The sequence below is a fragment of the Rhizobium sp. BK181 genome (assembly GCF_014193305.1).
In the GTDB taxonomy this organism is placed as follows: Bacteria; Pseudomonadota; Alphaproteobacteria; order Rhizobiales; family Rhizobiaceae; genus Rhizobium.
The window spans coordinates 84472-98955 of record NZ_JACHZA010000010.1 but is presented as its reverse complement, the minus strand read 5'-3'; the positions used below and the strand labels follow the sequence as shown (position 1 = coordinate 98955).

Sequence of the window (14484 nt, the reverse complement as noted above, 5' to 3'; positions counted from 1 at the left end):
TCAACCCCTTGTGAGGGTAATGAAGTCCGTTCCCTTGCCGGTCTCGGGTCCGAGGCCGGTATCGGAGATCGTCAATGTTGATCCTGAGGTCAACATCGCGTTGATCTTGTGCCGCGTCTCCTCCGGAATATCGATACGGTTTAATGCGTTGGCGATCGGCGTGCCTGATATGATCGAGCTCTCGAGACTGCTAATACCAAGCCTTGTCATGGTTGCGCGCGAGAGTGTGTTGGGAAGGGTCGCACCCATCCAGGCCGCCGAGCCGGTTTCGAAATCGACGTCATGGACAAAGAAGAAATGCGTGCCGAGCGCGAGGCCGGGGTTTGCGATCGAGATCGGCTCTTCAAGAACGGTCTGGAATCCTTGGCGGATCATGATGACGCCGTTCGGTGGCGTTCCCTTGCCAGCCGCGGCATAGACGGCCTTGAGGAGGATGTCACTCATTGGTGACTTGTCTGCCGTCGGTTCAACCGGATACTTCAACTTGAAATCGCTGATCGCCTGCAGCGTTGCCGTGCCGAGGAGACCGTCGGGTTCACCCACTGCAAATCCCAGCTCGTTGAGGTAGGTTTGGAGGTCGAGGACTTCCTCTCGTTGACTGCGGCGCGTTATGAGAATGCGGATCGGCGTGTCGTTTGCAGGCCTGGTTGCGGTCGGGGTCTCCTGAGACGACATTTCGACGTCGTTCATGGCGACCTGAACGGGCATCTGCCCGATCGCTGGTCGCAGAGCAGCATCGGACAGCAGCGCTGGGGACGCCGGCGTGTCCGGCCGGAAGAGCGTCGGATGATCGATTGCTTCAGGTGTCAATTCGGCGTCGGCTATGACAACCGGCACCCCCATCGCCGTCATCTTGTAGAGCTGCTTGGCAAAGGTTGCCGGCATGCGAACGCAACCGTGTGATGCAGGGTAGCGCGGCACTGCGTTCGACTCGTGAAGTGCAATGCCAGACCAGGTCAGTCGCTGCATGAACGGCATCGGCGCAGCCGAATAGATGTTGGATTCGTGATATCTCTGCTTCTCAATGATGGAAAAGATGCCGCTCGGCGTCGTATGCCCTGGTTTGCCCGTCGACACTTTGGAGGTCGCTACGACCTCGGCGCCGTCGTAGAGCGTGAGCGACTGCGCATCCTTCGAAACGAAGATTTGCAGCGTGCGTGCATCCGCCGCGAGCGCGGGGTGCACCAATGCAGTGGCCGACAGCAAGCCGAGGCCAAGGACGAGACGCGACAACATATGATTCAACCGATACGCAATACCTGAAGCGCCAGCCTAAGCGGCGAAGCTTAATGAAAACTTGAAATGATGGGTCTTGAGTACGGCTCACATATTAGTGATCGCGCTTACCGCCGAAGGTGTATCCAGTCTGAACAGTGCCTTTGCCGAACTTGTCGCGCAGTTTGTCCATTGCAGCTTCGGCAGCAGCCCTGCGGCCCGATTGCACATCGATGAGGTCGGGCGGATCGGCGCGAGCGGGATCGCAAAGATCCGTCACGCCGATTCCGATCAAGCGAAACTTCGTCCCGTCCGTTTCCCTCTCGAGCAGCTCCAGCCCCGTGCGGAAGATCCGGTCGGCAAGTTGTGTCGGGTCTTCGAGCTTGCGATTGCGGGTGCGCAGTTTGAAGTCCGCCGTCTTCATTTTCAGAACCACCGTATGGCCGGCGATATCGTGCTTCTTCAGCCGCCAGGCGACCTTCTCGGAAAGACTGCGGAGGATCGGAACGAGTTCATCGTGGCGGGAAATATCGTCGAAGAAGGTGGTTTCCGACGAAACGCTCTTTGCCGCATCGTTCAGGTGCACCTCGCGATCGTCGATCCCACGAGAAAGGCGCGCCAGTCGTTGACCCATGCTGCCATATCGGCGCATGAGGTCGTTCTCCTCCATCGTCTGCAATTGCCCGATAGTGCGGATACCGTCAGCCTCGAGCGTGGCCGCAAATGCTTTGCCGACGCCCCATATTGTCGTCACCGGTCGGGGTGCGAGAAAGGAAACCGCTTCCTCTCGGCCAATCACCGAGAAGCCGCGGGGCTTGTGCAGGTCGGACGCCACCTTGGCGAGAAACTTGCAGTAGGACAGGCCAATGGAGATGGTTATGCCGATCTCCTTCTCGATGCGTTGCGCGAACTTGGCAAGCGTGCGCGCCGGCGGATCGTGATGCAGCCGCTCGGTGCCACCAAGCTCCAGAAATGCCTCGTCGATCGAAAGCGGCTGAACGAGCGGCGTCAGCTCCTGCATTAACGTGCGGACTTCACGCCCGACTTTGGCGTATTTTTCCATGTCAGGTCGAATGACGACTGCCTGCGGGCAGGCTTCCAAAGCCTTGAACATCGGCATCGCGGAGCGAACGCCGTGGATGCGGGCAATGTAGCAGGCGGTCGAGACCACCCCACGCTTGCCGCCGCCGATGATAACGGGCTTGTCGGCAAGCTCTGGATTGTCGCGTTTCTCGATTGTCGCATAGAAGGCGTCGCAGTCGATGTGCGCCAGTGTCAGCTGGTAGAGCTCTTGATGGCGTACAAGACGGGGACTACCGCAGGCCCTGCAGCGGCGCATTTCTGCCTTCTGCTCGGCAAGGCAGTCGCGACAGAAGCCTGATGTCGTGGCGCTCACAAGTGTCATGATGAGAACAAAGATTGAACATTGCAACATTAGCCTCTAAACTTTTGAGTCTCAAGAGAGGCCGGGAGGTTTGCATTGGACATCGATCTCCGTTTCGAGCCGGTGACGGCAGACCGTTGGACTGACTTCGAACGGCTCTTCGGTCCCCGTGGAGCCTTTTATGATTGCTGGTGTGTTGCGCTTCGCTTGCCTCATGCCGTCCGCACCAAAATGGGGCCGGATGACCGGAAATCGCATATGCTCGGCCGGATAGCCGTCGGGCCGCCACCGGGCATTCTGGCCTATGTCGATGACGAACCTGTCGCCTGGGTTCAGGTCGGGCCGCGGTACGACGTGCCGCAATTCAATTCGCCGCGGACGGTTTCGCGACCGGTCGAGGATGCGGATGCGCACGATCCGTCATTCTGGGCAGTGAGCTGTTTCTTCCTGACGTCGCGTTTGCGGGGGCAGGGGCTCAGCCATTGTCTCCTAGCGGCTGCGATCGAGCATGCGCGGCGCCACGGTGCCCGCTACGTCGAGGGCTGTCCGATCGACCACGTCAAGCAATCTAAGTCCGTGACGCTCTGTACCGGATCGACCGCGATCTTCGACGCTGCTGGATTCGAGGCCGTGGCCAAACGCAAGGATGGCCGACCGCTTATGCGGCTGGATTTGCGCTCGTGAGAACATCTGCCGCGAAATGTGCCCTTAGTAACTCTGCAGCGTGGCCCCAGCCGGCTGCCTCTACGATGCTTCCAACAGGCGGCGGCGCGAACGGCTTGAAGTCGGCGTTAGCCATCATGGTCAGGAGCAGGCAGTCGGGCACATGATCGGCAACGGAAAGGAGATTGCGTTGCATATCATCGATGAAGGCAACCGGCAGGCTTCGGCGATCATGCAGTGTTGCCACGACAGGGCCCTTGGGCTCCTCGGTGGCGATCAGGTCGAAAGAGAGGTCGAGTTGATTGAGAAATTCGCGCCGGATGCCGTGGTGCCGAGGCGGCATCGCGGTCAAGAAGACGATGTCGGCGTCGACCGAAAGCGACTGCAGTGTTTCGACGGCCTTTTCCGCCGGCTTCTGCCAGAGGTGCTGGTTCGCGAAGAACATTTCCTCAAACGAATCGACCGAGGCTCTGTCCAATTCGCTGCCGTCGAGGAGCGATACGATATTGCCGTAGAGGCGGAACGACCGGGGCAGGAGGTCGTAGCTGTGCGAGCGCAGGAAAGCGGTAAACGGAGTGAGGAACTCAAGGACCACTTCGTCAATGTCGCAGACGACCAAAGGCCGGTCGGCGAGGCGCACCTGGCTGACGCTAGTTGCAAAATCCATGCTCAATATTCTCCCGAGCCAAGTCCCGGCGGCGAAAAATGCAGCCATGCCGCATTCAATGCGTCGGGCGCGGTGCCGGTCGCCTGGCAAAAGGCCATCGCCGTTGGCTCGTGCTGCATGATGAAGTCCATCATACCGGAAAGAAACCCAGGATCGTTGATCGCGTGGCGCACCTGTTCCGGATCGACGCCGGTCAAGGCAAGGAAACGGCCGAACAAATCCGGTTCGTTGGCAAGCCAGGCAAGCACGGCGATCGCGGTCTGCTGCGGATCGGCAGCGAGTTGTTTCGAAGTCTTGAAGTTGCTTTGCATTTCTCTGGGTAAGTTACCTATTTTTCAACCAAATACCGATAGTGTGCAGCCATCGGTTCTATGGAACCATGCCATCGCAGAAGTCTTCTTCATGCGGGGAAGCGGTACCAGAACAGACGTAGGACGCGTGTCATGCCCAAGCAGGTTATGATTGTAGAAGATAACGAGCTCAACATGAAGCTCTTTCGCGACCTTATCGAGGCGTCCGGCTACACGACGATTCAGACCCGAAACGGTATGGAAGCGCTCGATCTCGCGCGCAAATACCGACCCGATTTGATCTTGATGGATATTCAACTCCCCGAGGTTTCTGGTCTCGAGGTCACCAAATGGCTGAAGGAAGACGATGATCTGCACGTCATTCCCGTTATCGCCGTTACAGCATTTGCCATGAAGGGGGACGAGGAGCGCATTCGCCAAGGCGGTTGCGAGGCCTATGTCTCCAAACCTATTTCCGTTCCTAAATTCATTGAGACGATCAAGACCTATCTGGGCGATGCCTGACGCATCGGAAAGAAGCCTATGACTGCGCGCATTCTCGTGGTTGATGACATTCCGGCCAACGTAAAGTTACTCGAGGCTCGGCTAGTTGCCGAGTATTTCGACGTTCTGACCGCGGGCGATGGCTATCAGGCGCTGGCAATCTGCGAGCGCAACCAGGTCGATCTCGTCCTTCTCGATATCATGATGCCAGGGATGGACGGCTTCGAAGTGTGCGAGCGGCTGAAAGCCAATCCAAAGACCTCGCACATACCTGTGGTCATGGTGACCGCATTGGATCAACCGACCGATCGCGTGCGTGGCCTTAAGGCCGGCGCCGATGATTTTCTCACCAAGCCGGTCAACGACCTTCAACTTATCTCCCGAGTGAAGAGCCTCTTGCGGCTGAAGACACTCAGCGACGAACTGCGCATTCGCGCCGAGACTGCCCATACAATGGGGATCGACGAGCTGCTCCGTTCGGGCGAGGGGCGGAGCGATGAATCCGGCCAAGTGCTGCTGGTTGATGGGCGTGCCAATTCCCAGGAGCGCATCATCAAGGCCCTGAAGCCTGTCGCCGATGTCTCGGCGATTTCGGACCCACAAGCCGCGCTCTTCGAGGCCTCGGAAAATCCGTTTGAGCTGGTCATCGTCAATGCCAACTTTGACGACTACGATCCGCTCCGCCTGTGCTCTCAGCTTCGCTCGCTGGAGCGCACGCGTTTTCTGCCCATCCTGATCATCACCGAGCAGGGCGATGACGACATGGTGATCCGGGCGCTGGAACTCGGCGTCAACGACTATATCGCAAGGCCGGTCGATCCCAACGAACTGGTGGCCCGCAGCCTCACGCAAATGCGCCGCAAGCGTTACAATGATCGCCTGCGCGCAAGCGTGAAGCAGACAATCGAACTCGCGGTCACAGATCCACTGACCGGGCTCAGCAACCGTCGCTACCTGGATAATCACCTGAGCACACTCTTCAATCGATCGATGGCACGGGGCCGCCCGCTGTCCGTTTTGATCACCGACATCGATCGCTTCAAACAGGTCAACGACACTTACGGGCACGATGCCGGCGATGATGTGCTGCGGGAGTTTGCGAGCCGCATTCGCTCCACCGTCCGCGGTGCCGATCTTGCCTGCCGCTATGGTGGCGAAGAATTCGTGGTCGTCATGCCTGACACGTCGCCCGAGATAGCCGCGGCTGTCGCGGAGCGGCTGCGTTCCGCGGTCGAGACAGTGCCGTTCTTGCTGAAGTCATCAGGGCAGGAATTGAGCGTTACCGCTTCGTTCGGAATTTCGTCACGGATCTCCTCCGTCATCACTCCAGGACAGTTGATGAAGCAGGCCGATCTCGCACTGTATGAAGCAAAAACGGGCGGCCGGAATCGTGTCGTCGCGGCGGCTTGAATAACGCTTCCATGACACATTTCGTGTCATCCACAGCTGCGAACCAGCCAAGTAATTTGACTGCATAGCCGGTCGCTTGAACCGTTGATTTATTGGCATTCGATATCGTCACAAGCAGATCCGTCGCCGGCCTAGGGCAGATGTGAGGATTAATCATATTAGCCGGCATTATACGGAAATAGTGACGCGAACTGACCTGCTGGCCGCGGCCAAGTAGGCTAATACTATTGGTCTATAGTTCCGCCCTTCTTTGCCAATTTGGCGCTATTCTTGCCAATGTATCCGATTCGGCGGTCTAAAAGCTGTCCCAAAGCCGTACTTTTAACCATAAAATCAACCTCGGAAATCTAACCATTAAGAATTTGTTGATTTTCTTTCATTTTCGAGCAAATTATCGGCACATAAGAGATAAGCACTCCGTGTGAGGAGTCCGAGATACCCCATGATGCTCAGGTCCGCCGCATCTCCTGGGTCGTGGGGTCGGTCGGCTGGTTTGCAACATTCAGCGGTTCCTCGTGCCGCGTTGCTTGCTGGTCGACCCCCTTTCAAGAAAACGCCGTCCGTTCCGCATTTTCGGGAAGGACGGCGTTTCTGTTTCTGACATCGAGACCGAACCCGTGGAGCCGGCAAACAAAAAGGCACGCAGCCGTAGGCGCGCGCCTTTTTGAAGAACGTCAGATCAGGTGATTACTTGATCTTGGTTTCCTTGAACTCGACGTGCTTCTTAGCAATCGGGTCATACTTGGTCTTCGTCATCTTGTCGGTCATCGTACGGCTGTTCTTCGTCGTGACGTAGAAGAAACCGGTGTCGGCCGTCGACAGAAGCTTGATCTTGATTGTGGTAGCCTTGGCCATGGTCGTCCTGCCTTCAATAAAATGAAAGCCGTGGCAGGCCGGATTGGCTCCACGGCAAATTCTGGCGCGAAACTACGAATCCCGCTCGAAAAGTCAAGCCCGCTTTCGGAGGAAAAGCAGTCTGATGGAGGAAAGCAGGGCATAAAGACCGAAGAATCCAGCGATCGCCCAAGCAAAACCGTTGTTGCCGGCAACGTCGATCGCTGCGCCTATCACCTGCGGTCCGGCCACGGTGCCGACAGCGTAACAGAATACGAACGCCGCGTTGGCTGCCGCGAGGTCGGAACCGGTCAGACGCGAACCCAGGTGACTGAGCCCTACCGTATAGAGACCTGCCACACAGCCACCCCAAAAAAGCAGCACCGTGGCCATCAAAATCCAGCTGTGCGCGAGGAGCGGAAGCATCAAGGAGCCGATTAGTCCCATGAAGGCCATCGCGGCCAGCAGCGGTCTTTTGTCCTTCATGCGGTCCGAAAGAAGACCGACCGGAATCTGGAAGATCACGTTACCGATGCCCATAACCGTTAACAGCAAGGCGGCCTGTGTTTCGGTAAAGGAGGCCCGCACGGCATAGATGGGGAAGAGAGCGAGGCCACCGGCTTCGACCGCGCCGAAGATGAAGACTGCAGCCGTTGCCGTTGGCACCAGGAAGACATAGCGCATGAAGTGGAGTTCGGGCTTCTCTTCGAGAATCGGGCTTTCGTATCGTGCGATATAGATCGGAATGGCCGCCAGGAGGACAGCGCAGGCGCCGACCGCAAACGGCAGGACGCCATCGCTGCCGAGAATTGAGAAGAGCAGTGGACCACCCGCAAACCCGAGTGAGAGAACGGTGGCGTAGATCCCGAGCACAAAACCCCGTTTGGAGGGCGGCGAGGCTGCGTTGATCCAGAACTCCGACAGGATGAACAGCGTCGTTGTTGCGCCGTGAAAGGCAAAACGCAGCGGAAACCACATCCAGAAATCCTGGGCGTAGTAGAAGCCCAGCGCACTGATTGCTGAAATCAGCACCGCCCATATCATGGTGGGGGCGACGCCGTATTTATGCGCCAGCTTCGTGGTGATCGGAGCGGCCGCCATTGCGGCAACGCCGGCCATCGCCGTATTCAGTCCAATAAGCGTCGAGGGAATGCCGCGCTTTTCGAGAATGATGCTGAGAAGCGGAAGTCCGAGGCCGATTGCTATGCCGACAGCCGAGATGGACGAGACGGCTGCCACCAGGGAAGGCCAATGGATTTCCTCGACATCGCCTGGTGTTGTGCCGTTTCGCGGCTGAGACATGTATCCATCCTTAGAGACTTGCTGCTGAGAATCGCTCACCGCAAAGCACCATAGAAAGGCACGTTAGCGCCAGATCCAAGTGACGGCTGTGCTTTACAAGATGAAACGCGCTGGCGGCAATAACCTGGATGATCTTGAATTGATTCAATCAAAGAAGCTTACCGAATACGCCTAAGATTCCGCCCTGCGGCCGTTAAACAGCAGGGCAGTTGGGGCGTGCCACTACACGTCAATTGTGTCGTGAAGGTGAAGGCGGGGTGTGCTCACCGCTTGCGGCCGGGAATCTCGTATTCCTCGTCATCGCCATGCCCGCCGAAGCCGTGCATGCGCTGTGCCCATTGCAGGCCGATAACACCGCCCTTGATTGGCTGGATGATTAGCAGAGCGGCAAGGACCGTGATCGGCGCCCAGATCGTAAAGGTCAGCCAGAGCGGCATGGGCCAGACGAGGTCAGTCGCCATGTAGCCACCGATGATGAGGTGGCCGATAATGACGATGGCAAGATAGGGCGGCAGGTCGTCCGCGCGATGATGGTACATGGCCTCGCCGCAGGCAGCACAATTGTCCACCGGCTTCAGGAAGCTCTTGAACAGTTTGCCGCTGCCGCAGTTGGGGCAGGTGTTCAGCATACCGCGCTTGATAGAACGGCCGAGCGGACGTTCCACCTCTTCACTGCTCCCGTAACGGATTGGCTGGTCGCTGGAAGTGGTCGTCATCGTCCGTTTCCTTTCGCGGCGTCCCTACACGCCTATCGCCGCCCTCTCGGCGGCCTTGTTCCGGCCTGCTTGCGCGCGCGGCTTGCGTCGCGCCGGCCAGCCTTATGGAACGAACGCACAGCGGTCGGCATCTTTCGCCCTTCGCTGATCACCTCGAAACGCAGCGCACCGGCAAGCGGAATAGCCTCTGCGAGCTTGACCGTGACGTCGTCGCCGAGGCGATACCCAAGCCCGGTCTTTTCGCCAGACAATGCCTGATGCGCCTCATCATAGATGAAGTAGTCCGTTCCGAGCGTAGATATAGGAACGAAGCCATCCGCTCCATAGTCCGGGAGGGTGACAAATAGTCCCGATTTCGTCACACCTGATACGCGTCCTTGGAATTCCTCGCCGACACGACCGGCAAGATGATGCGCAATGAGACGATCGACCGTCTCGCGCTCGGCCGCCATGGCGCGGCGTTCGAAGGTTGAGATCTCGGCGGCAATATCGTCGAGTGCGGCTTCTTCATCAGGCGTGATCCCGCCTTCACCGAAACCGAGCGAGCCGACCAGCGCACGATGCACGATCAGGTCAGCATAACGGCGGATCGGCGAGGTGAAGTGCGCGTATTTCATCAGGTTCAGGCCGAAGTGCCCGATATTCTCCGGGCTGTAGATAGCCTGGCTCTGCGAGCGAAGCACCATCTCGTTGACCATCGTCTGGTGCGGCGTGTCGTCCGCCTTGGCGAGGATCATGTTGAAATTGTTGGCGCGCATGTTGCCGCCCTTGGGAAGCGATATGCCAAGCGTTGCCAGGAACTCGCGCAGCACTTCCTGCTTGGCGAGCGTCGGGCCGTCATGGATGCGGTAGATCAGCACCTGCCGCTTCTTCTCCAGCGTTTCGGCTGCCGAAACGTTGGCCTGGATCATCATTTCTTCGATCAGCTTGTGCGCGTCGAGGCGTGGCGGCACGACAACGCGGTCCACGGTGCCGTCAGGCTTCAGCAGGATCTTGCGCTCCGGCATGTCGAGCTCGAGCGGTTGCCGGCGCCCACGACCGAGCGTCATGATCCGGTAGGCATTCCAAAGCGGCTTCAGGATCGGTTCGAGAAGCGGTCCCGTCTTATCGTCAGGCGTGCCGTCGATCGCCGCCTGCGCCTGCTGGTAGGAGAGCTTTGCCGCGCTCTTCGTCATCACACGATGGAAGGTATGGCCGATCTTTCGGCCTTCCTTCGAAAACATCATGCGAACGGCAAGCGCCGGCCGGTCCTGACCTTCTCTCAACGAGCAGAGATCGTTCGAAATCCGCTCCGGCAGCATCGGCACCACCCGGTCCGGGAAATAGACCGAGTTGCCGCGCTTCAGCGCTTCGCGATCGAGCGGAGAGTTCGGGCGAACGTAATAGGAGACGTCGGCGATAGCGACGGTAACGATGACGCCATCCGGATTGTCGGGCGACGGGTCTGCCTCGGCGTAGACGGCGTCGTCATGGTCCTTGGCGTCAGCCGGATCGATGGTGATCAGCGGCACATCGCGCCAGTCCTCGCGATGCGACATCGTCGCGGGCTTGGCATCGTCGGCTTCGGCGACGACGGCAGGCGGGAATGTATAAGGGATGCCATGGGCATGGATGGCGATCATCGAGATCGCCTTTTCGGATGCGACGGAGCCGATGATCGAGAGCACTTTGGCACGCGGCAGGCCGAATCGACCGAGACGGGCAACCTCGACCTCGACAAGATCGCCGTCCTTGGCCTCGCCCTTGTACTCGGGGTCGATCACCATTTCCTCGCCCCGCCGCTCGATCGGCAGCAGACGACCGGCACCACCAGGTGCATCCTTGAAGACGCCGAGCAGTGCGCCGCGGCGCTTGTCCAAAATCTTGATGATGCGCGCGGTGTAGGCCGGACCGCCGCGATCAGAGGCCGGAAAGATCTTCGCCAGGATGCGGTCGCCCATACCGGCAACGGGAGCCTTGCCCTTGCCGTTGCGACCTGCTGCCGATGTCGACTGGCGGATGGCGACTGCGGGCGCAACCCCCATCTCCTCCGGCCACTCCGCCGGACGGCCGATCAGTTCGCCGTCCTTGTCGCGGGTCGTGATGTCGAGCACTGTGACGGGCGGCAGGGCGCCCGGCCGAATCAGCGACTTGCGCGTCTTCTGGAGCATTCCTTCCTGCTCCAGTTCGCGCAGGAGGTGCTTCAGCTCGACGCGGTTGTCGCCTTTCAGTCCGAAGGCCTTCGCGAGCTCGCGCTTCGACGCCTTCTGCGGATGGTCGGCGATAAAGCGCAGAATCACTTCGCGGGAGGGCAGGGCCCCGTGGGCGATGTTCAGCGGTTCGGCTGCGGGTTGCTGGCTGGCGCGTCCGATCTTGCCGGGACGCTTGCCCATGCCCTTCGTTCTTTCCCGCGGGATTTTGCTCACTCTTCGCTCTTCTTCGTCTTTGCCGGCGCCTTGGCTTTGGTCGTCTTCGGCTTGGCGGCGGTCTTCGTCTTGGTTTCAGCCGAGGCGGTTTTCGCCTTCGGCTTTGCCTTGCTCTTCGATGCCGGTGCCTTGCCTGCCTTGGCGGCGATGAGCGCCAGCGCTTCCTCGACAGTCAGGGCCTGGGGATCGGTGCCCTTCGGCAGGGTGGCATTGACCTTGCCCCAGTTCACATAGGGACCATACTTGCCGTCGCGAACGGTGATCGCGCCGCCATCCGGATGGTCGCCCAGTTCCTTCAACGCTGCCGCTGCAGTCCGGCCGCGTCCGGCAGGGCCCTTGCTCGCCTTGTCGGCAATCACGGTCACGGCGCGGTTGAGGCCGATCGAGAAGACGTCTTCGACGCTTTCGAGGTTGGCGTAGCCGCCGTCATGCAACAGGAACGGCCCATAGCGACCGATGCCGGAAGAAATCATCTTGCCGGTTTCCGGATGCTTGCCGATATCGCGTGGCAGCGAAATCAGCGCCATCGCCTTCTCGTAGTCCATATCCTCGGGCTTCCAGCCCTTCGGCAGCGAGGAACGCTTTGCTTCCTTGCCATCACCGCGCTGGATGTAGGGGCCGAAGCGGCCCGAACGCAGCGTAAGCTCTTCGCCGGTCACCGGATCGGTACCGAGGTTCTTCGGCTCGTTCAGCGCAACGCCTTCGGCTTCCGAACCACCTTCGGATGAAAGCTGACGTGTATAGTTGCATTCGGGATAGTTCGAGCAACCGACGAAGGCGCCGTACTTTCCGAGCTTCAGCGAAAGGTTGCCTGTGCCGCAAACCTGGCAGATGCGCGGGTCGCCGCCATCTTCCCGCTTCGGGAAAACGAGTGGCGCCAGCGCTTCGTTAAGCGAGTCGAGAACGTTGGTGACGCGCAGTTCCTTCGTATCCTCGATCTGGGAGAAGAAATCCTTCCAGAAATCGCGCAGCACCTGCTTCCAGTTCAGCTCCCCGGCCGAGATCCGGTCTAGCTTCTCTTCAAGATCAGCGGTGAAATCGTATTCGACGTATTTGGTGAAGAAGCTTTCGAGGAAGGCCGTCACCAGCCGGCCTTTGGCCTGCGGAATGAGCTTGCGCTTGTCGATGGTGACGTATTCGCGATCGCGCAAAGTCGCCAGCGTCGCAGCGTAAGTCGACGGACGCCCAATGCCGAGCTCTTCCATCTTCTTGATTAGCGATGCTTCCGAATAGCGCGGCGGCGGTTCGGTGAAGTGCTGGGTCGAATTGATCTTCTGCTTTGCGAGGTTCTCGCGGGCATTGATCTCGGGCAGACGACCATCCTCGTCACCGTCGTCGCTCTGTTCGCCGTCTTCCTTCTGGTCGGTATAGGCGGCGATGAAGCCGTCGAAACGGATCACCGAGCCGACAGCGCGCAGACCGGCTTTCTCGCCCTTGTTGTCGGCGGTGATCTCAGCCGTGGTCCGCTCGATTTCAGCCGAGGCCATCTGGCTCGCGATGCCGCGCTTCCAGACAAGGTCGTAAAGCCTTAACTGGTCGGCATCGAGGAACTGCCGCACGCGGTCGGGCGAGCGATTGAAATCGGTCGGGCGGATCGCCTCGTGTGCTTCCTGGGCGTTCTTGGCCTTGGTGGAATAGAAGCGAGCCTTCTCCGGCAGATAGCGTTGGCCGAATTGATCGACGATTGCGCTCCGCGCGGCATCGATGGCTTCGGGCGCCATCTGAACGCCGTCCGTACGCATGTAGGTGATCAGACCGACCGTCTCGCCGCCGATGTCGACACCCTCGTAAAGCTTCTGGGCAACCTGCATGGTCCGCGACGCCGAAAAGCCGAGCTTCGAGGACGCCGCCTGCTGCAGTGTGGAGGTTGTGAAGGGTGGTCCCGGGTTGCGCTTGACCGGCTTTGCCTCGACCGTGTCGACGGCATAGCTCGCGCCTTCCAGAAGGGCCTTGAGCTTGCCGGCTTCTTCGCCGTTTCCGATCGAACGAGCCTGCAACCGCTTGCCATTCGCTGCAACCAGTTTTGCTTCGAACTCGTCGCCCCGTGGCGTCTTCAGGAGAGCCGAGAGGTTCCAGTACTCCTCGGAGATGAAGCGCTCGATTTCCGATTCGCGATCGCACACCAGACGCAGCGCTACCGACTGAACGCGGCCGGCCGAACGTGCACCCGGCAGCTTGCGCCAGAGAACCGGCGACAAGTTGAAACCGACGAGATAGTCGAGGGCACGGCGAGCGAGATACGCATCGACAAGCGGCACGTCGATGTCGCGTGGCTCGGCCATGGCATCGAGGACGGCCTTCTTCGTGATCGCATTGAAAACGACCCGCTTCACGGTCTTGCCGCTCAGGACGCGCTTCTTGTTCAGCATGTCGAGGACGTGCCAGGAAATCGCTTCACCCTCGCGATCCGGGTCGGTTGCGAGGAATAGGCTGTCGGACGACTTCACCGCATCGGCGATGTCCTTGATCCGCTTGGCCGATGCGCCATCGACCTCCCACAACATCTCGAAATCCTGATCCGGAAGAACCGAGCCGTCTTTGGCAGGCAGATCGCGGACATGGCCAAAGGAGGCGAGCACCTTGTATCCGGAGCCCAGATACTTGTTGATCGTCTTAGCCTTGGCAGGCGATTCTACCACTACAACATTCATCATGATTCTCTAAAAAAACGTGCCAAGCCGGCGGATAAGCAGATGGAATCCCTGCCGTGCCCAGATAGCCGGCTCTTCGACATGGACAGGGAATTCGTTTCGGTCAAGTGGTCTGACTGCATTTTTACGCATTACAACGCGATACAACCAATACGAGATCGCAAACGTATTGCAATTTCTGATAATTGAGGTATCGTTTTTGAAGTGTGGTTCGGGCTAGCCGAAAGGCAGCGCCTCTCTTTCGTCAGAGACTATCCCATGGCGGCCAAGTTCGCAAAGAAAGATACCGGACGATCCGGCTCGCATGAGAACATCGCCTTCATCAGGCAGATGCTCGCTGAGTTGCGGCGGGTGGCGGAAAAAGAGGACGCCGATATGCTCTGCTATCTGATCGAGATGGCCTATGTGGAGGCCGGCGATCTTCAGGCCCGGATGTAGGGATC

General features: G+C 59.1%; 13 protein-coding genes. 4 read left to right on the top strand and 9 right to left on the bottom strand.

From position 1 onward, the window contains the following. A complete protein-coding gene (locus tag FHT77_RS20945) occupies positions 1 to 1236 on the bottom strand; it encodes a L,D-transpeptidase family protein (RefSeq protein WP_183756824.1) in 1236 nt (411 codons plus the stop codon). Positions 1237 to 1330: 94 nt separating this feature from the next. Then, entirely contained in the window at positions 1331 to 2650 is a 1320-nt protein-coding gene (locus FHT77_RS20940; protein ID WP_183756823.1) for a DNA polymerase IV, read from the bottom strand. 45 nt (positions 2651 to 2695) lie between these two features. On the opposite strand from FHT77_RS20940, the gene FHT77_RS20935 reads away from it, so the two are divergent. After that, positions 2696 to 3283 (top strand): GNAT family N-acetyltransferase, encoded by a 588-nt coding sequence (locus FHT77_RS20935; RefSeq protein WP_183756822.1) that lies wholly within the window; start codon positions 2696 to 2698, stop codon positions 3281 to 3283. Here the strand turns inward: FHT77_RS20935 and FHT77_RS20930 are convergent. Together FHT77_RS20930 and FHT77_RS20925 are read right to left on the bottom strand one after the other, a co-directional pair. Further along, positions 3258 to 3929 carry a hypothetical protein gene (locus tag FHT77_RS20930; RefSeq protein WP_183756821.1) on the bottom strand — a complete coding sequence of 224 codons (672 nt, stop codon included), beginning with the start codon at positions 3927 to 3929 and terminating at the stop codon, positions 3258 to 3260. The genes FHT77_RS20935 and FHT77_RS20930 overlap by 26 nt on opposite strands. Positions 3930 to 3931: 2 nt before the next feature. Beyond that, entirely contained in the window at positions 3932 to 4240 is a 309-nt protein-coding gene (locus tag FHT77_RS20925) for a DUF3572 domain-containing protein (protein WP_183756820.1), read from the bottom strand. A 132-nt stretch (positions 4241 to 4372) separates the two neighbouring features. Between FHT77_RS20925 and FHT77_RS20920 the strand changes: the two genes are divergently transcribed. Beyond that, positions 4373 to 4744, top strand: a complete 372-nt coding sequence (locus FHT77_RS20920) for a response regulator (RefSeq protein ID WP_007531841.1) — start codon at positions 4373 to 4375, stop codon at positions 4742 to 4744. An 18-nt stretch (positions 4745 to 4762) separates the two neighbouring features. Next, positions 4763 to 6133 carry a PleD family two-component system response regulator gene (locus FHT77_RS20915; protein WP_183756819.1) on the top strand — a complete coding sequence of 457 codons (1371 nt, stop codon included), beginning with the start codon at positions 4763 to 4765 and terminating at the stop codon, positions 6131 to 6133. Between the two features lie 687 nt (positions 6134 to 6820). Here FHT77_RS20915 and rpmG read toward each other — a convergent pair. The 5 genes from rpmG to topA all read right to left on the bottom strand — a co-directional run bounded on the left by rpmG (position 6821) and on the right by topA (position 14041). Then, complete coding sequence (gene rpmG / locus FHT77_RS20910) at positions 6821 to 6988, bottom strand: 50S ribosomal protein L33 (protein ID WP_003587245.1); 168 nt, start codon at positions 6986 to 6988, stop codon at positions 6821 to 6823. Positions 6989 to 7081: 93 nt separating this feature from the next. Further along, a complete protein-coding gene (locus tag FHT77_RS20905) occupies positions 7082 to 8269 on the bottom strand; it encodes an MFS transporter (protein ID WP_183756818.1) in 1188 nt (395 codons plus the stop codon). Between the two features lie 263 nt (positions 8270 to 8532). Then, positions 8533 to 8985: a DUF983 domain-containing protein gene (locus FHT77_RS20900; RefSeq protein ID WP_183756817.1), complete on the bottom strand. Its 453-nt coding sequence runs from the start codon at positions 8983 to 8985 to the stop codon at positions 8533 to 8535. A 32-nt stretch (positions 8986 to 9017) separates the two neighbouring features. Further along, positions 9018 to 11390, bottom strand: a complete 2373-nt coding sequence (gene rnr / locus FHT77_RS20895) for a ribonuclease R (RefSeq protein ID WP_183756816.1) — start codon at positions 11388 to 11390, stop codon at positions 9018 to 9020. Further along, complete coding sequence (gene topA / locus FHT77_RS20890; RefSeq protein ID WP_183756887.1) at positions 11387 to 14041, bottom strand: type I DNA topoisomerase; 2655 nt, start codon at positions 14039 to 14041, stop codon at positions 11387 to 11389. Before topA ends, rnr begins: the two co-directional genes overlap by 4 nt. 258 nt (positions 14042 to 14299) lie before the next feature. On the opposite strand from topA, the gene FHT77_RS20885 reads away from it, so the two are divergent. Continuing rightward, positions 14300 to 14479: a hypothetical protein gene (locus FHT77_RS20885; protein WP_183756815.1), complete on the top strand. Its 180-nt coding sequence runs from the start codon at positions 14300 to 14302 to the stop codon at positions 14477 to 14479. Positions 14480 to 14484: the final 5 nt, after the last annotated feature.

Excerpts from the sequence above, each read along its gene's own strand:
- FHT77_RS20945 (WP_183756824.1), bottom strand. The coding sequence starts at position 1,236 with ATGTTGTCGCGTCTCGTCCTTGGCCTCGGCTTGCTGTCGGCCACTGCA.
- FHT77_RS20940 (WP_183756823.1), bottom strand. The coding sequence starts at position 2,650 with ATGTTGCAATGTTCAATCTTTGTTCTCATCATGACACTTGTGAGCGCC.
- FHT77_RS20930 (WP_183756821.1), bottom strand. The coding sequence starts at position 3,929 with ATGGATTTTGCAACTAGCGTCAGCCAGGTGCGCCTCGCCGACCGGCCT.
- FHT77_RS20925 (WP_183756820.1), bottom strand. The coding sequence starts at position 4,240 with ATGCAAAGCAACTTCAAGACTTCGAAACAACTCGCTGCCGATCCGCAG.
- FHT77_RS20920 (WP_007531841.1), top strand. The coding sequence starts at position 4,373 with ATGCCCAAGCAGGTTATGATTGTAGAAGATAACGAGCTCAACATGAAG.
- FHT77_RS20915 (WP_183756819.1), top strand. The coding sequence starts at position 4,763 with ATGACTGCGCGCATTCTCGTGGTTGATGACATTCCGGCCAACGTAAAG.
- rpmG (WP_003587245.1), bottom strand. The coding sequence starts at position 6,988 with ATGGCCAAGGCTACCACAATCAAGATCAAGCTTCTGTCGACGGCCGAC.
- FHT77_RS20905 (WP_183756818.1), bottom strand. The coding sequence starts at position 8,269 with ATGTCTCAGCCGCGAAACGGCACAACACCAGGCGATGTCGAGGAAATC.
- FHT77_RS20900 (WP_183756817.1), bottom strand. The coding sequence starts at position 8,985 with ATGACGACCACTTCCAGCGACCAGCCAATCCGTTACGGGAGCAGTGAA.
- topA (WP_183756887.1), bottom strand. The coding sequence starts at position 14,041 with ATGAATGTTGTAGTGGTAGAATCGCCTGCCAAGGCTAAGACGATCAAC.
- FHT77_RS20885 (WP_183756815.1), top strand. The coding sequence starts at position 14,300 with ATGGCGGCCAAGTTCGCAAAGAAAGATACCGGACGATCCGGCTCGCAT.